This is a genomic window from Streptomyces polygonati (genome assembly GCF_042650325.1).
Taxonomy (GTDB): domain Bacteria; phylum Actinomycetota; class Actinomycetes; order Streptomycetales; family Streptomycetaceae; genus Actinacidiphila; species Actinacidiphila polygonati.
This window is the reverse complement of sequence record NZ_JBHSBB010000009.1, coordinates 286,700-305,525: the sequence shown is the minus strand read 5'-3', so window position 1 is coordinate 305,525 and position 18,826 is coordinate 286,700. Positions and strand designations below refer to the sequence as shown.

The 18,826-nt window shown below is 71.7% G+C and carries 17 protein-coding genes; 16 read left to right on the top strand and 1 reads right to left on the bottom strand.

The genetic code is table 11. From position 1 onward, the window contains the following. Positions 1–25 precede the first annotated feature (25 nt). Positions 26–583, top strand: a complete 558-nt coding sequence (locus ACFO3J_RS11490) for an HIT family protein (RefSeq protein WP_386428794.1) — start codon at positions 26–28, stop codon at positions 581–583. Positions 584–766: 183 nt separating this feature from the next. On the opposite strand, the gene ACFO3J_RS11485 is transcribed toward ACFO3J_RS11490, so the two are convergent. Beyond that, complete coding sequence (locus tag ACFO3J_RS11485; protein WP_386428792.1) at positions 767–2,416, bottom strand: hypothetical protein; 1,650 nt, start codon at positions 2,414–2,416, stop codon at positions 767–769. Between the two features lie 715 nt (positions 2,417–3,131). Here ACFO3J_RS11485 and pgsA point away from each other — a divergent pair. The 15 genes from pgsA to ACFO3J_RS11410 all read left to right on the top strand — a co-directional run bounded on the left by pgsA (position 3,132) and on the right by ACFO3J_RS11410 (position 18,757). Further along, entirely contained in the window at positions 3,132–3,806 is a 675-nt protein-coding gene (gene pgsA / locus ACFO3J_RS11480) for a phosphatidylinositol phosphate synthase (RefSeq protein WP_386428790.1), read from the top strand. A gap of 41 nt (positions 3,807–3,847) precedes the next feature. Then, complete coding sequence (locus tag ACFO3J_RS11475; RefSeq protein WP_386429198.1) at positions 3,848–4,900, top strand: phosphatidylinositol mannoside acyltransferase; 1,053 nt, start codon at positions 3,848–3,850, stop codon at positions 4,898–4,900. Then, positions 4,897–6,057: a glycosyltransferase family 4 protein gene (locus tag ACFO3J_RS11470; protein ID WP_386428788.1), complete on the top strand. Its 1,161-nt coding sequence runs from the start codon at positions 4,897–4,899 to the stop codon at positions 6,055–6,057. The genes ACFO3J_RS11475 and ACFO3J_RS11470 overlap by 4 nt, the downstream gene beginning before the upstream one ends. 128 nt (positions 6,058–6,185) lie before the next feature. Then, the gene (locus tag ACFO3J_RS11465; RefSeq protein WP_386428786.1) at positions 6,186–6,737 is read left to right on the top strand and encodes a hypothetical protein; all 552 of its coding nucleotides are present in this window, start codon (positions 6,186–6,188) and stop codon (positions 6,735–6,737) included. Between the two features lie 110 nt (positions 6,738–6,847). After that, positions 6,848–7,759, top strand: coding sequence for a pyridoxal 5'-phosphate synthase lyase subunit PdxS (gene pdxS, locus ACFO3J_RS11460; protein WP_386428784.1), 912 nt, complete (start codon positions 6,848–6,850; stop codon positions 7,757–7,759). A gap of 6 nt (positions 7,760–7,765) precedes the next feature. After that, positions 7,766–8,359 (top strand): pyridoxal 5'-phosphate synthase glutaminase subunit PdxT, encoded by a 594-nt coding sequence (pdxT, locus tag ACFO3J_RS11455; RefSeq protein WP_386428782.1) that lies wholly within the window; start codon positions 7,766–7,768, stop codon positions 8,357–8,359. A 66-nt stretch (positions 8,360–8,425) separates the two neighbouring features. Continuing rightward, on the top strand, positions 8,426–9,178 hold the full coding sequence (locus ACFO3J_RS11450; protein ID WP_386428781.1) for a YebC/PmpR family DNA-binding transcriptional regulator: 753 nt from the start codon (positions 8,426–8,428) through the stop codon (positions 9,176–9,178). A gap of 139 nt (positions 9,179–9,317) precedes the next feature. Then, entirely contained in the window at positions 9,318–9,857 is a 540-nt protein-coding gene (ruvC, locus tag ACFO3J_RS11445; protein WP_386428779.1) for a crossover junction endodeoxyribonuclease RuvC, read from the top strand. Continuing rightward, positions 9,854–10,465 (top strand): Holliday junction branch migration protein RuvA, encoded by a 612-nt coding sequence (gene ruvA, locus ACFO3J_RS11440; RefSeq protein ID WP_386428777.1) that lies wholly within the window; start codon positions 9,854–9,856, stop codon positions 10,463–10,465. The genes ruvC and ruvA overlap by 4 nt, the downstream gene beginning before the upstream one ends. 87 nt (positions 10,466–10,552) lie before the next feature. Continuing rightward, a complete protein-coding gene (ruvB, locus tag ACFO3J_RS11435) occupies positions 10,553–11,695 on the top strand; it encodes a Holliday junction branch migration DNA helicase RuvB (protein WP_386428775.1) in 1,143 nt (380 codons plus the stop codon). A gap of 164 nt (positions 11,696–11,859) precedes the next feature. Further along, entirely contained in the window at positions 11,860–12,333 is a 474-nt protein-coding gene (gene yajC, locus ACFO3J_RS11430; protein ID WP_386428773.1) for a preprotein translocase subunit YajC, read from the top strand. A gap of 71 nt (positions 12,334–12,404) precedes the next feature. Continuing rightward, positions 12,405–14,201, top strand: coding sequence for a protein translocase subunit SecD (gene secD, locus ACFO3J_RS11425; protein WP_386428772.1), 1,797 nt, complete (start codon positions 12,405–12,407; stop codon positions 14,199–14,201). Further along, a complete protein-coding gene (gene secF / locus ACFO3J_RS11420) occupies positions 14,201–15,406 on the top strand; it encodes a protein translocase subunit SecF (protein ID WP_386428771.1) in 1,206 nt (401 codons plus the stop codon). Before secD ends, secF begins: the two co-directional genes overlap by 1 nt. A gap of 181 nt (positions 15,407–15,587) precedes the next feature. Then, positions 15,588–16,148, top strand: a complete 561-nt coding sequence (locus ACFO3J_RS11415; protein ID WP_386428770.1) for an adenine phosphoribosyltransferase — start codon at positions 15,588–15,590, stop codon at positions 16,146–16,148. A gap of 218 nt (positions 16,149–16,366) precedes the next feature. Next, positions 16,367–18,757 (top strand): RelA/SpoT family protein, encoded by a 2,391-nt coding sequence (locus ACFO3J_RS11410; RefSeq protein WP_386429196.1) that lies wholly within the window; start codon positions 16,367–16,369, stop codon positions 18,755–18,757. Positions 18,758–18,826 lie beyond the last annotated feature (69 nt).

The following is an 18,826-nucleotide window of genomic DNA, read 5'->3' as shown; positions in this document are numbered from 1 at the left end:
ACACGCTTCCGTGGGGTGAAGTCCTATGCTTCTCGGCATGACGAGTGAGCCGGAACACCAGAACGGGGTGGGGGAGCCGGACGCCTTCCAGCGGCTGTGGACCCCGCACCGGTTGGCGTACATCCAGGGTGAGAACAAGCCCACCGGCCCGGGCGCCGGCGACGGTTGTCCGTTCTGCGCGATCCCGGCGAAGTCGGACGAGGACGGCCTGGTCATCCACCGCGGCGCGCAGGTGTACGCGGTGCTCAATCTGTACCCGTACAACAGCGGGCACCTGATGGTGGTGCCGTACCGGCACGTCGCCGACTACACCGAGCTGGACACGGCCGAGACGGTGGAGCTGGCCGAGCTGACGAAGCACGCGATGACGGCGCTGCGGGCGGCGTCGGGGGCGCACGGCTTCAACATCGGGATGAATCAGGGCGCGGTGGCGGGGGCCGGGATCGCCTCGCATCTGCACCAGCACGTGGTGCCGCGCTGGGGCGGGGACATGAACTTCATGCCGGTGGTGGGGCACACGAAGGTGCTGCCGCAGCTGCTGGCGGACACCCGCAAGATCTTGGCTGACGCCTGGCCGGAGTAGCCGTCGGCCCAGCGACTCGCGGTCGTCGCCGGATCTTCCACCGGTGGCGGGCCGGTCGCGCGGTTCCCCGCGCCCCTGATGTGACCGGCCTTCGCGACCAAGGCTCACCACCCAGGGGCGCGGGGAACCGCGCGACCAGCCACGACGGGGCGCACCCGGATCGCGCACCCCGGGCGGGCAGCCCTACGCGTCGTAGGCGTCGGCCTTCCGCGGCTCCACGCCCTGGACCATGCCGCCCAGGACCATCGAGCGGTTGGTGAACTGTGAGGTGTCCACGCCGTTCTCCTGCATGACGTGGATCGCGGCCCCGTGCACGGCCCGCAGGACCGGGGTGGCGGCGCGCAGCGCGTCGTCGGCCATGAAGCGGTGCTGCCAGGGCTTGTCGGCCCAGGTGTGGCGCAGTCCGAAGGGCTCGGGCAGCTTCAGGGAGCCGCCGAGGTAGTTCAGGATCCCGGGGAAGCGGGTCAGCGGCGCGCGGGCGGCCAGGCGTACGACCTCACCGGTGTCGATCAGCGGCAGCGATACGGTCTTGGTCTCCCAGAACTTCACCGGCTTGGTGATGGTCTTCTCCTTGGCCGGCGGCCCGGAGGTGAACAGGCCGTCGATCGGCCCGAGGGCGTGCCCGGTGACCTCGACCCGCAGGGTGTGGGCCAGGACGGTGACCGTGACCATGAGGGTGATGACCAGATTGCCGTCCCAGAGCACGAACTGGATGCCCAGGTAGTGGCGGCTGCCCTTGCCGAACTGCTGCTCGTTGCATATCCGCTGGATCTCGAAGTCCTTGACGGAGTAGCCCTCGACCTCCGAGCCGCTGGGGCGGGAGATCTTGCCGGCGCCCGCGCCGGTCGGCACCACGACCCAGTGGCGTATCGAGGCCTTGGGGAAGCCGCCGGTGTGCAGCGGACCGCGTTCGAGCATCCGCAGCCGGTCGTGGATGGCGCGGATCACGTCCCAGCTGCGGAACGGGTGGATCTCGGCCAGGCCCTCGCGGGGGACGAGCTCCTCGGCCATGTGCCAGGAGCCCCAGCGGCTGCCCATGCCGAGTATGCCCTTGGGGCCGGCGTAGAAGACCACGTTGCTGTTCTGCTCGGCGGACAGCTTGGCCAGGCTCTGCCGCAGCGACTCGGCGCGGATCTGGTCGGGATTGCGGGGGACCGCCTGGGGGATCTTGGCGCCGACGCCGCTGCCCTTGACCAGGCCGTCCCAGCGGTCGCGCAGATCCTTGGCGGTGCGCTCGCAGATCCGCTTGGACCAGTACCAGCCGATGACGGGGGCGATCATCACCACCCGGAAGTACTCGTGCCAGAAGCCGGTGAAGGGCGGCCGGATGGCCAGCAGCACGGCGAAGCCGACCGCGACGGCGAGCACGATGCCGCCGAAGGCGCCGGCGCCCTTGCGCTTGCCGCTGAGCGCCGACAGCGTCTTGCGCAGCTGGAAGGCGCCCAGCCACACCAGGACGCCCGGCAGGAAGAGGACGCCGAAGACGATCATCAGGACCGACAGCCGGTCGTCACGCTCTTTGCGGATGCGGTTGGCGGCCAGGCAGTGCTCGACGACCGACTGGGGCTCCACACCGAAGGACTGGACGAGCTCGTTGCGCGAGGCGCCGAGCATCCGGGTCTGGACCGCGTGCGCCCACGCCTCGCCGAGATTGGGCTGGAACAGCGACATGCGGGGCGCCGAGACGGCCGCGCCGTCGTTGATGCCCACCAGGGCCTCGACGGGGGAGTCCCGATACGCCGCCGAGGCGAGCGCCTGGGTGGCGGCGGTGCCGCCGTCCATGCCCGTCAGCGGGACCTGCGCCCCCGGGCTGAAGTCGAACCCGTTCGTCACCGCGGCCCCCAGCCGGTCCGATTCCGCCCACTGCCTGCCAGCATTCCTACAGTGCTTCCGACCGGCCCATTCCCCACAGACCGTCACATCACACGTTCGGAGCACCCACCACATTAGCGGCGCGGCGGCCCGCGAGGTGGCCGCGAGCCGCCGATTGGCCGGTGGAGGATGCCGATCTGCCGTGCGGAGGCGCCGAGTTGGGGCGTATCCCGCCAGGGGCTGACGTATTTTCGGCCGTTCACCCCGCCCGCCGGGTCTCCTCCTGTCGCGGCTTCGCGGCGAGCCCCGCGGGCATGGGGCTCGTGGCGGGTGTAGTGCCCGCTGAACCGTCCGGTGCCGGGGGGGAGGGGGGAGAGAGCGGGCGCAGGTGCACCGCGCGGCGGCCGATCCCGATCCCGGGAACGCCGGCGCGGACCACCGACCGGCCGGGACCGCCCGGGCCGTCGTCGCACGGGGGTCTTTCGACCCTCCCGTCCCCGCCGCGGCCCGTCCGTACACGGGCGGGGAGCGGTGGAGGCGGTGCCACAGGTGTTCGGCGACCGGGGGCTGGCTACGATGGGCCATCCGGCGGCCGGCCAGGTCGCCACGCTCCACCGCTGTGCTCGTCGTCCCACCGCTCCACCTCGTCGTCCGTCGCCGCCCGCCGTCGCCTTTCGTCATCCCCCGGCGGGGTGCGTCGCCGTTCGTTCCGATCCACCGACCCGTCGGGAAGGCCATGCTGAACAAGTACGCGCGTGCGTTCTTCACGCGTGTTCTCACGCCGTTCGCCGCGTTTCTCATCCGCAGGGGGGTCAGCCCGGACACGGTGACCCTGCTCGGTACCGCGGGAGTCGTCGCGGGCGCGCTGGCCTTCTACCCCAGGGGCCAGTTCTTCTGGGGCACCGTGGTGATCACCCTGTTCGTCTTCTCCGACCTGGTCGACGGCAACATGGCCCGCCAGATGGGCCGCTCCAGCCGCTGGGGCGCCTTCCTGGACTCCACCCTGGACCGGCTCGCCGACGCGGCCGTCTTCGGCGGCCTGGCCCTGTGGTACGCGGGCCACGGCGACGACCAGGTGCTGTGCGCGGTGTCCATCTTCTGCCTCGCCAGCGGCCAGGTGGTCTCCTACACCAAGGCGCGCGGCGAGGCGATCGGCCTGCCGGTGAACGTCAACGGTCTGGTGGAGCGCTCCGAGCGGCTGGTGATCACCCTCGTGCTGTGCGGACTGTCCGGCTTCCACCGGACGTTCGGGGTGCCCGGCATCCAGTGGCTGCTGCCGGTCGCGCTGTGGGTCGTCGCGGTGGGCAGCGCCGTCACCCTGGTCCAGCGGGTGGTCACGGTCCGCCGGGAGTCCGCCGAGGCGGACGCCGCGCTGGCCCGTGAGACCGCGGACCACGGGAGCGGCGTGTGAGGGAACGCGGACCGGGGGAGCGGCGCGTGCGGGAACGCCAGTTGGAGGAACGCCTCACCGACGGCCTTTACGGACTCGGCTGGAGCGCCGTCAAGACGCTCCCCGAGCCGGCCGCCCGGGCGTTCGGCCGCCGCGCCGCCGACCTGGCGTGGCGGCGGCGCGGCAAGGGCGTCCAGCGGCTGGAGGCGAATCTGGCGCGCGTGGTGCCGGACGCGACCCTCGAGGAGCTGCGGGAGCTGAGCAGGCAGGGCATGCGCTCGTACCTGCGCTACTGGATGGAGTCCTTCCGGCTGCCGACCTGGAGCAAGGACCGTATCCGGGCCGGCTTCGACCCCCTCGACGTCCGCTATCTGACCGACGGGCTGGCCGCCGGACGCGGGGTGATACTCGCGCTGCCGCACATGGGGAACTACGACCTGGCCGGCGCCTGGGTCACCACCAAGCTGGAGACGCCCTTCACCACCGTCGCCGAGCGGCTCAAGCCGGAGACGCTCTACGACCGGTTCGTCGCCTACCGCGAGGGCCTGGGCATGGAGGTGCTGCCGCACACCGGCGGCGCCGCCTTCGGCACCCTCGCCCGGCGGCTGCGGGCCGGCGGCCTGGTCTGCCTGGTGGCCGACCGGGACCTGTCGGCCGGCGGCGTCGAGGTGGACTTCTTCGGCGAGCGGACCCGGATGCCGGCCGGCCCGGCCATGCTCGCCCAGCAGACCGGCGCGCTGCTGCTCCCGGTCACCCTCTGGTACGACGAGACCCCCGTCATGCGCGGCCGGGTCCATCCGCCGGTGCCGGTGCCGGACGGCGGCGACCGCGCGCACCGCAACCGGGTGATGACGCAGGCGCTGGCCGACGCGTACGCCTCCGGGATCGCCGAGCACCCGCAGGACTGGCACATGCTGCAGCGCCTGTGGCTCGCCGACCTCACCCCCCGCCCGCCCGCGGCCGGCGGGGCCGCGCCGCCGGTGGCCACCCCGGTGGACCCCGAGGGGGCGGACCCGGGCAGCGGCAGCGGCCGTTCCCCCGACCCCGCAGCCGACCCCGCGTCAGACCGCTCCTCCGACCGCCCCTCCCACCGCCCCGGATCGGAGAACCGTTGAGGATCGGGATCGTCTGCCCGTACTCCTGGGATGTCCCCGGCGGCGTCCAGTTCCACATCCGCGATCTCGCCGAGCATCTGATCGGCCTCGGGCACGAGGTCTCGGTGCTCGCCCCCGCCGACGACGAGACACCGCTGCCGCCCTACGCGGTCTCGGCCGGACGGGCCGTACCGGTGCCGTACAACGGCTCGGTGGCCCGGCTCAACTTCGGCTTCCTGTCCGCCGCGCGGGTCCGGCGCTGGCTGCACGACGGGAACTTCGAGGTCGTGCACATCCACGAGCCGACCTCGCCGTCGCTCGGCCTGCTCGCCTGCTGGGCCGCGCGGGGCCCGATCGTGGCCACCTTCCACACCTCCAACCCGCGCTCGCGGGCGATGATCGCCGCGTACCCGATCCTGCAGGCCGCGCTGGAGAAGATCCGGGCCCGGATCGCGGTCAGCGAGTACGCCCGGCGCACGCTGGTGGAGCACCTCGGCGGCGACGCGGTGGTCATCCCCAACGGGGTCGACGTGGACTTCTTCGCCCGCGCCGAGCCGCGCGCGGAGTGGCAGGGCGACACGATCGGCTTCATAGGGCGGATCGACGAGCCGCGCAAAGGCCTGCCGGTGCTGATGAAGGCGCTGCCGAAGATCCTTGCCAGCCGTCCCGGGGTCCGGCTGCTGGTGGCCGGCCGGGGCGACACCGAGGAGGCGGTGGCGTCGCTGCCCGCGCGGGCCCGGGACCGGGTGGAGTTCCTCGGCATGGTCAGCGACGAGGACAAGGCGCGGCTGCTGCGCAGCGTTGACCTGTATGTGGCGCCCAACCTGGGCGGCGAGAGCTTCGGGATCATCCTGGTCGAGGCGATGTCGGCGGGAGCGCCGGTGCTCGCCAGCGACCTCGACGCCTTCGCCCAGGTCCTCGACCAGGGCGCGGCCGGTGAGCTGTTCGCCAACGAGGACGCCGACGCGCTCGCCGAGGCGGCGGTGCGGCTGCTCGGCGACCCGGTCCGCCGCGCCGAGCTGAGCGGGCGGGGCCGGGCGCATGTGCGCCGCTTCGACTGGTCGGTGGTCGGCGGCGACATCCTCGCGGTGTACGAAACGGTCACCGACGGCGTGGCCCGCGTGGTGACCGACGAGCGCACCAGCTTCCGGGCGCGCTTCGGCCTGGCCCGGGACTGACAGCGGGGCCGCGACCCGCTGCCCGGGACCGACGCCGGGCCCCGGCCCGCCCTCCGCCCGGTACCGGACCGGCCGTCCGGCCCGCCGGGGGCCCGGCCGCCGCCGCGGGCAGGGGTAGCCTTCCGCCCGTGAGCACCATCATCTGGGTCGCGGTGGCGATCATCGCGATCGGCCTGTATCTGAGCTGGACCGCCGGGCGCCTCGACCGGCTGCACGCGCGGATCGACGCGGCCCGGGCCGCCCTGGACGCGCAGCTGCTGCGACGCGCCTCGGTGGCCCAGGAGTTGGCGACCGCCGGCGTACTCGATCCGGCCGCCTCGATCGTGCTCTACGAAGCCGCGCACGCGGCCCGGCAGGCGGACGCCGAGCAACGCGAAGTGGCCGAGAGCGAGTTGAGCCAGGCGCTGCGGGCGGTCTTCCCGGAGGTCGCGGCCGTCGCCGAGGTACGGGAGGCGCCCGGCGGCACCGCGGCCATCGGCGAACTCACCCAGGGCGTACGGCGGGTGCCGCTGGCCCGGCGCTTCCACAACGACGCGGTACGCGCCGCCCGGGCGGTCCGCAGGCACCGGGTGGTGCGGTGGTTCCACCTGGCGGGCCACGCCCCCTTCCCGCTGGCCTTCGAAATGGACGACGAACCGCCCGCCGCGCTGACCACCGAGGGCGGCGCGACCGCGTTGTGAGCCACCCGGGGAGCCACTCGCGGCGGATTGGCCCTTTCCGCTCCCGGCCGGTGGACGCAGGATGGTAGGAAAGGCTTTTTCAGCCAGGAGCAGCCAGGAGTGAGGTCACCGTGTCCACCACACCGTCCACCAGCACGACCCCCGAGACCGGCACCGCGCGGGTCAAGCGCGGCATGGCCGAACAGCTCAAGGGCGGCGTGATCATGGATGTCGTCACCCCTGACCAGGCCAGGATCGCCGAGGACGCCGGCGCGGTGGCCGTCATGGCGCTGGAGCGGGTGCCCGCCGACATCCGCAAGGACGGCGGGGTGGCCCGGATGTCGGACCCCGACATGATCGAGGGCATCATCGCCGCGGTCTCCATCCCGGTGATGGCCAAGTCCCGTATCGGCCATTTCGTCGAGGCCCAGGTCCTCCAGGCGCTCGGCGTCGACTACATCGACGAGTCGGAGGTGCTCACCCCCGCCGACGAGGTCAACCACGCCGACAAGTTCGCGTTCACCACCCCCTTCGTCTGCGGTGCCACCAACCTCGGCGAGGCGCTGCGCCGGATCACCGAGGGCGCGGCGATGATCCGCTCCAAGGGCGAGGCCGGCACCGGCAATGTCGTCGAGGCGGTGCGCCACCTGCGCCAGATCAAGGGCGAGATATCCCGGCTGCGCGGCCTGGACCACAACGAGCTGTACGCCGCCGCCAAGGAGCTGCGTGCCCCGTACGAACTGGTCAAGGAAGTCGCCGAACTGGGCAAGCTGCCGGTCGTGCTGTTCTCCGCCGGCGGCGTGGCCACTCCCGCCGACGCCGCCCTGATGCGGCAGCTCGGCGCCGAGGGCGTCTTCGTCGGCTCGGGCATCTTCAAGTCCGGCGACCCGGCCAAGCGCGCCGCGGCCATCGTCCGCGCCACCACCTTCTTCGACGACCCCAAGGTGATCGCGGACGCCTCCCGCAACCTCGGCGAGGCCATGGTCGGCATCAACATCGACACGCTGCCGGACGCCGAGCACTACGCCAACCGCGGCTGGTAGTCCGCCATGACCCGCACTCCCACCATCGGTGTCCTGGCCCTCCAGGGCGACGTCCGGGAGCACCTGACGGCGCTGGCCGCGGCGGACGCCGCGGCCGTGCCGGTCCGGCGGCCCGAGGAACTCGCCGCGATCGACGGCTTGGTGCTCCCCGGCGGCGAGTCCACCACCATCTCCAAACTGGCCGCGCTCTTCGGGCTGTCCGAGCCGCTGCGCGCCGCCATCTCCGGCGGACTGCCGGTCTACGGCACCTGCGCCGGACTGATCATGCTCGCCGACAAGATCCTCGACCCCCGGTCCGGCCAGGAGACCTTCGGCGGCATCGACATGATCGTGCGCCGCAACGCCTTCGGCCGGCAGAACGAGTCCTTCGAGGCGTTCGTGGACGTGCGCGGCGTCGTCGGCGGGCCGGTCGAGGGGGTTTTCATCCGCGCCCCGTGGGTGGAGTCGGTCGGCGCGCGGGCCGAGGTGCTGGCCGAGCACGAGGGCCATGTGGTCGCCGTCCGGCAGGACCGCGTGCTCGCCACGTCGTTCCACCCGGAGCTGACCGGGGACCACCGGGTCCATGAACTCTTCGTGGACATGGTGCGCACCTCGGGCTGACGCGGTCCCGGTAGGATCGGCGGCGCGACGAAGAACAGCATTGGGTGACGCGAAGGAGACAGTCGGATGTCCGGCCACTCTAAATGGGCTACGACCAAGCACAAGAAGGCCGTGATCGATGCCAAGCGCGGCAAGCTCTTCGCGAAGCTGATCAAGAACATCGAGGTTGCCGCCCGTACCGGCGGCGCGGACCCCGACGGCAACCCGACGCTTTTCGACGCCATCCAGAAGGCGAAGAAGAGCTCGGTGCCCAATAAGAACATCGACAGCGCGGTCAAGCGCGGGTCCGGCCAGGAGGCCGGCGGCGCCGACTACCAGACGATCATGTACGAGGGCTACGGGCCGAACGGCGTCGCGGTCCTCATCGAGTGCCTGACCGACAACCGCAACCGCGCCGCCTCCGACGTCCGGGTCGCCATGACCCGCAACGGCGGCTCGATGGCCGACCCGGGCTCGGTGTCGTACCTGTTCAACCGCAAGGGCGTCGTCATCGTCCCCAAGGGCGGCCTGGGTGAGGACGACGTGCTGGGCGCGGTGCTGGACGCGGGCGCCGAGGAGGTCAACGACCTCGGTGAGTCCTACGAGGTGATCAGCGAGGCCACCGACCTGGTGCCGGTCCGCAAGGCCCTCCAGGAGGCCGGGATCGACTACGACTCGGCCGAGGCGAACTTCCTGCCCACCATGCAGGTCGAGTTGGACGAGGACGGGGCGCGCAAGATCTTCAAGCTGATCGACGCGCTGGAGGACAGCGACGACGTGCAGAACGTCTTCGCGAACTTCGATGTCTCCGACGAGGTCATGGAGAAGGTCGACGCGTAGCGGCGGGCATGCCCGCCGTACCGGGGCGGGCCGAGCGGGAGGAAGACACCCGCTCGGCCCGCCCCGCGCTGTCGGTGCCAGGCGATAGCCTGCGAGAACGGCGGGCACGGGCGGACGACGGTACGGAGGGGAGGGCGCGATGCGGGTACTCGGCGTCGATCCGGGGCTGACCCGGTGCGGGGTCGGCGTGGTGGACGGCACCGCGGGCCGCCCCCTGGCCATGGTCGGCGTCGGTGTGGTGCGCACCCCGGCGGACGCCGAGATCGGCCGCCGGCTGGTGCTGATCGAGCAGGGCCTCGAAGCCTGGCTGGACGAATACCGCCCCGAAGTGGTCGCCGTGGAGCGGGTGTTCAGCCAGCACAACGTACGGACGGTGATGGGCACCGCCCAGGCCAGCGCGGTGGCCATCCTGTGCGCGGCCCGCCGCGGCCTGCCGGTGCATCTGCACACCCCCAGCGAGGTCAAGGCCGCCGTCACCGGCAGCGGCCGGGCCGACAAGGCCCAGGTGGGCGCGATGGTGACCCGGCTGCTGCGGCTGGACGCGCCGCCGAAACCGGCCGACGCCGCCGACGCGCTGGCGCTGGCCATCTGCCACATCTGGCGCGGCACCGCCGCCAACCGCCTCCAGCAGGCCGTCGCCGCGCACAAGTCCGCACGAACCCAGGAGCCCGTCACGTGATCGCCTTCGTCAGCGGCCCGGTCGCCGCACTCGCCCCGGACACCGCGGTCATCGAGGTCGGCGGCATCGGCATGGCCGTGCAGTGCGCGCCCGGCACACTGGCCGCGCTGCGGATCGGCCAGCCCGCGCGGCTGGCCACCTCGCTGGTGGTCCGCGAGGACTCGCTGACGCTGTACGGCTTCGCGGACGACGACGAGCGGCAGGTCTTCGAGCTGCTGCAGACCGTCAGCGGGGTCGGGCCCAGACTGGCGCAGACCATGCTGGCCGTGCATGCCCCGGACGCGCTGCGGACCGCGGTGGCCGCCGGGGACGAGAAGGCGCTGATGGCGGTGCCCGGTATCGGTAAGAAGGGCGCCCAGCGGCTGCTGCTGGAACTCAAGGACCGGCTGGGGGCGCCGACGGGCCCCGCGGGCGCCCGCGGCATCGGCAGCTCGGTGGGTGCTTCCTGGCACGAGCAGCTGCACGCCGCGCTGCTCGGCCTCGGCTACGCCAACCGGGAGGCGGACGAGGCGGTCGCCGCGGTCACCCCGCAGGCCGAGGCCAGCGACCGGCCCAATGTCGGCGCGCTGCTGCGCGCGGCCCTGCAGACCCTCAACCGGACCCGCTGAGCACCCCGGACCCCCGCCCCGCCCGCCGGGTGACCGCGCCGCCACTCCCCGTGGCGGCCCGGCCGCCCGCCGACCCGAGAGACCACGATGAACTGGGACGACGCCACCGCCGAGCCGGAGCGCCTGGTCGCCTCCGCCGCCGACCACGACGACCAGGCGGTCGAAGCGGCGCTGCGCCCGAAGGACCTGGGCGAGTTCATCGGGCAGGAGCGGGTCCGCCAGCAGCTCGACCTGGTGCTCAAGGCCGCCCGCCAGCGCGGCGGCACCGCCGACCACGTGCTGCTCTCCGGCGCCCCCGGCCTGGGCAAGACCACCTTGTCGATGATCATCGCGGCCGAGATGGGGGCGCCGATCCGGATCACCTCAGGCCCCGCCATCCAGCACGCCGGCGACCTGGCCGCGATCCTGTCCTCGCTCCAGGAGGGCGAGGTGCTCTTCCTCGACGAGATCCACCGGATGTCCCGGCCCGCCGAGGAGATGCTGTACATGGCGATGGAGGACTTCCGGGTGGACGTGATCGTCGGCAAGGGACCCGGCGCCACCGCGATCCCGCTGGAGCTGCCGGCCTTCACCCTGGTCGGGGCCACCACCCGGGCCGGACTGCTGCCGCCGCCGCTGCGCGACCGCTTCGGCTTCACCGGCCACATGGAGTTCTACGCGCCCGCCGAGCTGGAGCGGGTGATCCACCGCTCGGCCGGGCTGCTGGACGTCGAGGTGGACCTGGAGGGCGCCGCGGAGATCGCCGGGCGCTCGCGCGGCACCCCGCGGATCGCCAACCGGCTGCTGCGCCGGGTCCGCGACTACGCCCAGGTCAGGGCCGATGGAGTGATCACCCAGGAGATTGCCGGGCAGGCCCTGGAGGTCTACGAGGTGGACGCCAGGGGCCTGGACCGGCTGGACCGGGCGGTGCTGCACGCGCTGCTGAAGCTGTTCGGCGGCGGCCCGGTCGGCCTGTCGACACTGGCGGTCGCGGTGGGTGAGGAGCGGGAGACGGTGGAAGAGGTCGCCGAGCCGTTCCTGGTCCGCGAGGGCCTGCTGGCCCGTACTCCCCGGGGGCGGGTGGCCACCCGGGCCGCCTGGACGCACCTCGGTCTGGTGCCGCCGCAGGGCGCCGCGGGCCAGCTCTTCGGGGGCCAGGGCCCCGGGGGTCAGGGTTCCGGCGGCCACGGTCCTGGGAGCCAGGGGACAGGTGGGACGGGACCGGGACAGACCGGGCTGTTCGGACCGTGACCGCGGCCGGACTCGCCCATTCAGGAACCCGGGTGCGATGCTTGGCGTTGTTCAGGCGGCGAGCCAGCGCTTAGACTCCGCCGACGCCCTTCCTCCGGATCGGCACCCACATCCCGAAATCCAGGTCGGTCCCCACACCGGCCGCGCGAAGGAACGTCCACACCGTGAATGCTGTCACTCTCCTCCCCTTGATCCTCATCGTCGGCGTCATGTTCCTGATGACGCGGTCGGCGAAGAACAAGCAGCGTCAGGCCTCGGCGATGCGCAACCAGATGGAGCCGGGCGCGGGCGTCCGTACCATCGGCGGTCTCTACGCGGTGGTCAAGGAAGTGAACGACGAGACGGTGCTCCTGGAGCTGACCGACGGCGTGCACGCCCACTTCGCCAAGAACGCCGTCGCCACGGTGCTGAGCGAGGGTGAGTTCAATCGCATCGTGCACGGCATCGAGCCGGAGGAGATCGAGGACGCCGACGCCGACGACGCGGTGGTCGAGGACGACGCGACACCGGAGGCCGTGTCCGGCTCCGAGGACGCCCGCCCCGACCTCCTGAAGAAGGGCGCCGAGGACGGTCCCGTCGAGCTGAGCAAGGCCGGGGAGGCGCAGGAGCAGGACGGCTCCGGCGCCGGCTCCAAGTAGGGTCCGGAACACTCGTGGCCACCCCCTGAGCGCGCAGGCTCGGGGGCGGTAGGACAGGGAGAATCAAGAAGGTGGCAGCAGCCAATAAGGGCCGCAGGTCCTCGGGGAGCCAGGGGTATCCCGGGCGCGCACTGGCCGTGATCCTCATCGCCCTGGTGGCGCTGACCGGAGGGATCTTCCTCTCCGGCCACAAGACACCGCGGTTGGGCATCGACCTCGCCGGCGGTGTCAGCATCACGCTGACCGCCAAGCCCCACCAGGGCAGCGCGGTCACCAAGGCCAACATGGACACCGCGGTGAACATCATCAACCAGCGCGTCAACGCGCTGGGCGTCTCCGAGGCCGAGGTGCAGACCCAGGGATCGAACACGATCATCGTGGACATCCCCAAGGGCACCAACGCCGCCCAGGCCGAGAAGCAGGTGGGCACCACCGCGCAGCTCTACTTCCGGCAGGTGCTCCAGCAGGTCGCGGGCACGCCCACCAAGCCCGCTCCCGCCCCGAGCCCCTCGGGCGCCGCGACGCCGAAGCCCTCCGGGACGGCCACACCCAAGCCCTCCGGCTCGGCCACCCCCTCCGGCTCGACGTCGTCGTCGAAGTCCACCGCCACCCCGTCGTCCGGGTCCACCCCGCAGGGCCGGGCGCTCAGTGACGCGCTGAAGGCCCCCACGCCGGTCCCGACGAGCCCCGCGTCCACCCCCGGCGCCGCGGACACACCGCCGCCGGCCACCACGCCCACCGCTCCGACGACCAACACCACCCTGCCGGCCGCCCTGCAGACCAAGATGGACAATCTGGACTGCACCAACGCCGAGCAGCGCGCCAACGCCAGCGGGGTCAACAACCCCAAGGACCCGGTCATCGCCTGCGGCCAGCAGGGCAAGCAGTGGATCAAGTACGCGCTCGGCCCGTCCCTGATCGACGGCAAGAACGTCTCCAGCGCCAGCTCCGGCTTCGACACCCAGCAGGGCAACGGCTGGGTCGTCAACCTCAGCTTCGACCACACCGGCGCCAGCAAGTTCACCACGGTCACCGGTAACCTCGCCTCGCAGGCGCCGCCGAACAACCAGTTCGCCATCGACCTCGACGGCAATGTGATCTCGGCCCCCTCGGTCTCCCAGGCCCTGGTCGGCGGCAGCGCCCAGATCTCCGGCAGCTTCACCCAGCAGAGCGCCGACGACCTGGCGAACGTGCTGAAGTTCGGTTCCCTGCCGCTGTCCTTCAACATCTCGGACACCACCAGCGTCTCCGCCGCCCTCGGCGGTGAGCAGCTGCGCGGCGGCCTGATCGCCGGCGCCGTCGGCCTGGCCCTCGTGGTGCTCTACATGTTCGCCTACTACCGCGGCCTGGCCGGGGTGGCGATCGTCAGCCTCCTGGTCTCGGCCGCGCTGACCTACACGATCATGTGCCTGCTCGGCCAGGCGATCGGCTTCGCGCTCAACCTGCCGGCGGTCTGCGGCGCCATCGTGGCCATCGGTATCACCGCCGACTCCTTCATCGTGTTCTTCGAGCGGATAAGGGACGAGTTGCGGGAGGGACGCTCGCTCCAGCCGGCGGTCGCCCGCGGCTGGCCGCGCGCCCGGCGCACCATCCTGGTGTCGGACTTCGTGTCCTTCCTCGCCGCCGCGGTGCTGTACGTGGTCTCGGTCGGCAAGGTCCAGGGCTTCGCCTTCACCCTCGGCCTGACCACGGTGCTCGACGTCGTGGTGGTCTTCCTGTTCACCAAGCCGCTGATGACGATCCTGGCCCGGCGGCCGTTCTTCGCCCAGGGACACAAGTGGTCCGGCCTCGACCCGAAGAGCCTCGGTGTCAAGGCCCCGCTGCGCCGTGTCCGCCGCATGCCCAGCTCCGAGACGAAGGAAGCCTGATGTCCAAGCTCGGCAATCTCGGTCACCGGCTGCACCGGGGCGAGATCAGTTACGACTTCGTCGGCAAGCGCCGGATCTGGTACGGGGTCTCGATCCTGATCACGATCACCGCGATCATCGGCCTGGCCGTCAACGGTCTGAAGGAGGGCATCGAGTTCTCCGGCGGTGCCGTCTTCAACACCCACAAGACGTCGATGTCCGTCACCGAGGTGCAGAACAAGATCGCCGGCGACACCGGCGGCAACGACGCGACCGTGCAGAAGCTCGGCAACGGCAGCGTCCGCATCCAGGTCGGCGGGGTGTCCACCCAGCAGTCCCACACGATCCAGGACGCCATCGCCAAGGACCTGGGGGTGTCCTCGACCACGATCGACGCGGAGATCGTCGGCCCGAGCTGGGGCAAGGAGATCTCCAACAAGGCCCTGGAAGGCCTGATCATCTTCCTGGTGCTGGTGGTCATCTATCTGGCCATCGCCTTCGAGTGGCGGATGGCCGCGGCGGCGCTGGTCGCGCTGCTGCACGACCTCACCATCACCACCGGTGTCTACGCCATCGTGGGCTTCGAGGTCAGTCCGGGTACGGTCATCGGTCTGCTGACGATCCTCGGTTACTCGCTCTACGACACCGTCGTCGTCTTCGACGGTCTCAAGGAAGCCAGCAAGGACATCACCAAGCAGAACCGCTGGACGTACAGCGACATCGCCAACCGCAGCCTCAACAGCACCCTGGTGCGGTCGATCAACACCACGGTCGTGGCGCTGCTGCCGGTCGGCGCGCTGCTGTTCATCGGCGGCGGCATCCTCGGCGCCGGCACGCTCAACGACATCGCGCTCGCGCTGTTCGTCGGCCTCGCCGCCGGTGCGTACTCCTCGATCTTCATCGCGACCCCGATCGTGGCGGACCTCAAGGAGCGCGACCCGCAGATCAAGTCCCTGCGCAAGCGGGTGCTGGCCAAGCGGGCCTCGGACGCGGCCAAGGCCAAGCAGGCGCTCGCCAACGGCGAGCCGGCGCCCGACGAGGACCTGGACGACGGTCCGCTGGGCGACGAGCTCGCGGGCGACGAGGAGGGCACCCCGGCTGCGGCCGGTGTGGTCGGCCAGCGCGGCCAGGGCCCGGCGGCCGGCGTCAGCCGTACCGCCCGCACCCAGCCCACCAACCGCGGCAACCGGGGCGGTCGCGGCCGCCCCTCCGGCAAGCGCCGCTGACCGCGGGCCGCTCCCGCCACCCGTCACCGCTCGCCACTGTCCGTCGCCGCCCGGTCCGCCACTGGACCGGGCGGCGACGGCCGTTCCGGGGGCCGTGAGCCGGACGGCGACCCGGTACGTTGTCCCAGCCGACGGAACCGACGAGCACCGACGAACACCGACGAACACCGAAAGAGGTTCGATGACCACGACGGAAGCCGCCTCCGTGGAGCTGCGGGACCTGCTGCTCTCCCGGATCAGGGACGTGCCGGACTACCCCCAGCCCGGCGTGACCTTCAAGGACATCACCCCGCTGCTCGCCGACCCGGTCGCCTTCAACGCGCTGGTGGACGCCCTCGCCGGGCTGTGCCGCCGGCACGCCGCCACCAAGGTGGTCGGCCTGGAGGCCCGCGGCTTCATCCTGGCCGCGCCCGCCGCCGCCCGGGCCCACCTGGGCTTCGTGCCGGTCCGCAAGGCCGGCAAGCTGCCCGGGGAGACGCTGGGCAAGACCTACGACCTGGAGTACGGCACCGCCGAGATCGAGGTGCAGACCGACGCCTTCGCGCCGGACGACCGGGTGCTGGTGATCGACGACGTGCTGGCCACCGGCGGTACCGCGGAGGCCGCACTGGACCTGGTCCGCCGGGCCGGGGCCACCATCGCCGGAGTGGCCGTACTGCTGGAGCTGGAATTCCTGGACGGCAGGGCGCGGCTCGCCCCGGCCCTCGGCGGCGCCCCGCTGGAGGCCCTGATCACCGTCTGACCTGCCCGGACACCTCGGGAGGCCCGATCCGGAGCCGGGGGGCGGGCATCGCGGCGCGATACCGGTGCCCGCCCGCGGTCCCCCGCGCCCTCGGCCGCCCGTCTCGCGCCGCGGGTCGATACGATGGAAGTTCCACCGCGTGAGGAGTGCTCTTGCCAGACCAGGCCCAGCCTCGCGACGCCACGGACGGGACAGAACCGGCGGCCGGCCGGACGGACATCCCCGCCGACAGCGCCGGGACGAAAAGCCAGGCCCCGCCGGCGACTCCCGCCGTGCGCCCTGTCCGCACGCCCGGCAGCGTGGCCCCGACCCGCCCCGGCGCCTCCTCCAGCCGGGTCCGCGCCCGGCTGGCGCGGCTCGGCGTCCAGCGCTCCAGCCCGTACAACCCGGTGCTGGAGCCGCTGCTGCGCGTCGTGCGGGGCAACGACCCCAAGAGCGACAGCACGCAGCTGCGGCAGATCGAGGCGGCCTACCAGGTCGCCGAGCGCTGGCACCGCGGCCAGAAGCGCAAGAGCGGCGACCCGTACATCACCCACCCGCTGGCCGTGACGACCATCCTGGCCGAGCTGGGCATGGACTCCGCCACCTTGATGGCGGGGCTGCTGCACGACACCGTCGAGGACACCGAATACGGCCTGGACACCCTGCGCCGCGACTTCGGCGACCAGGTGGCGCTGCTGGTGGACGGCGTGACGAAGCTGGACAAGGTCAAGTTCGGCGAGGCCGCGCAGGCCGAGACGGTCCGCAAGATGGTCGTCGCGATGGCCAAGGACCCGCGGGTGCTGGTCATCAAGCTCGCCGACCGGCTGCACAACATGCGCACCATGCGCTATCTCAAGCGGGACAAGCAGGAGAAGAAGGCCCGCGAGACGCTGGAGATCTACGCCCCGCTGGCCCACCGGCTGGGCATGAACACCATCAAGTGGGAGCTGGAGGACCTCGCGTTCGCGATCCTCTACCCCAAGATGTACGACGAGATCGTCCGGCTGGTCGCCGAGCGCGCCCCCAAGCGCGACGAGTATCTGGCGGTCGTCACCGACCAGGTGCAGCAGGACCTGCGGGCGGCCAGGATCAAGGCCACCGTCACCGGGCGCCCCAAGCACTACTACAGCGTGTACCAGAAGATGATCGTCCGGGGCCGCGACTTCGCGGAGATCTACGACCTGGTCGGCATCCGGGTGCTGGTGGACACGGTGCGTGACTGCTACGCGGCGCTCGGCACCATCCACGCGCGGTGGAATCCGGTCCCCGGCCGGTTCAAGGACTACATCGCGATGCCCAAGTTCAACATGTACCAGTCGCTGCACACCACGGTCATCGGCCCCAGCGGCAAGCCCGTCGAGCTGCAGATCCGTACCTTCGACATGCACCGCCGCGCCGAGTACGGCATCGCGGCGCACTGGAAGTACAAGCAGGAAGCGGTGGCCGGCGCCTCCAAGGTGCGCACCGACAGCCCGCGCTCGGACAAGAAGGACGACGCGGTCAACGACATGGCGTGGCTGCGCCAGCTGCTGGACTGGCAGAAGGAGACCGAGGACCCCGGCGAGTTCCTGGAGTCGCTGCGCTTCGACCTCTCGCAGAGCGAGGTCTTCGTCTTCACCCCCAAGGGAGACGTGATAGCGCTGCCGGCCGGGGCCACCCCGGTCGACTTCGCCTACGCGGTGCACACCGAGGTCGGCCACCGCACCATAGGCGCCCGGGTCAACGGCCGGCTAGTGCCGCTGGAGTCCACCCTGGACAACGGCGACACGGTCGAGGTCTTCACCTCCAAGGCGGCCGGCGCCGGGCCGTCCCACGACTGGCTGGGCTTCGTCAAATCACCGCGGGCCCGCAACAAGATCCGCGCCTGGTTCTCCAAGGAGCGCCGCGAGGAGGCCGTCGAGTCCGGCAAGGAAGCCATCGCCCGCGCGATGCGCAAGCAGAACCTGCCGATCCAGCGGGTGCTCACCGGCGACTCGCTGGTCACCCTGGCGCACGAGATGCGCTACCCGGACATCTCCGCGCTCTACGCGGCGATCGGCGAGGGCCACATCACCGCCCAGTCCGTGGTGCAGAAGCTGGTGGACGCGCTCGGCGGCGAGGAAGGCGCGACCGAGGACATCGCGGAGATCACCACTCCGACCCAGGGCCGCAGCAAACGGCGGGCCAACGCCGACCCCGGCGTCATCGTCAAGGGCGTCAGCGATGTGTGGGTCAAGCTGTCCCGGTGCTGCACCCCGGTACCCGGCGACCCGATCATCGGATTCGTCACCCGGGGCAATGGCGTCTCGGTGCACCGCGCGGACTGTGTGAACGTGGAGTCGCTGTCCCACCAGCCCGAGCGGATCATCGACGTCGAATGGGCGCCCACCCAGTCCTCGGTCTTCCTGGTCGCCATCCAGGTCGAGGCGCTGGACCGCTCCCGGCTGCTGTCCGACGTCACCCGGGTGCTGTCCGACCAGCACGTCAACATCCTCTCGGCGGCCGTGCAGACCTCCCGGGACCGGGTGGCCACCTCCCGGTTCACCTTCGAGATGGGCGACCCCAAGCACCTGGGCCACGTCCTGAAGGCGGTCCGCGGGGTCGAGGGCGTCTACGACGTCTACCGGGTCACCTCGGGCCGGCACTGAGCCGGCACCGACCCGCCGGACGCGGACGAACGGCCGCATGGCTGCGGGGCGGGACCGAAAAGGTCCCGC

What these genes read in the sequence shown, in the direction of transcription:
- ACFO3J_RS11490 (WP_386428794.1), top strand. Translation starts at nt 26, where the DNA reads ATGCTTCTCGGCATGACGAGTGAGCCGGAACACCAGAACGGGGTGGGG.
- pgsA (WP_386428790.1), top strand. Translation starts at nt 3,132, where the DNA reads ATGCTGAACAAGTACGCGCGTGCGTTCTTCACGCGTGTTCTCACGCCG.
- pdxT (WP_386428782.1), top strand. Translation starts at nt 7,766, where the DNA reads ATGACCCGCACTCCCACCATCGGTGTCCTGGCCCTCCAGGGCGACGTC.
- ACFO3J_RS11450 (WP_386428781.1), top strand. Translation starts at nt 8,426, where the DNA reads ATGTCCGGCCACTCTAAATGGGCTACGACCAAGCACAAGAAGGCCGTG.
- ruvC (WP_386428779.1), top strand. Translation starts at nt 9,318, where the DNA reads ATGCGGGTACTCGGCGTCGATCCGGGGCTGACCCGGTGCGGGGTCGGC.
- ruvB (WP_386428775.1), top strand. Translation starts at nt 10,553, where the DNA reads ATGAACTGGGACGACGCCACCGCCGAGCCGGAGCGCCTGGTCGCCTCC.
- secF (WP_386428771.1), top strand. Translation starts at nt 14,201, where the DNA reads ATGTCCAAGCTCGGCAATCTCGGTCACCGGCTGCACCGGGGCGAGATC.
- ACFO3J_RS11415 (WP_386428770.1), top strand. Translation starts at nt 15,588, where the DNA reads ATGACCACGACGGAAGCCGCCTCCGTGGAGCTGCGGGACCTGCTGCTC.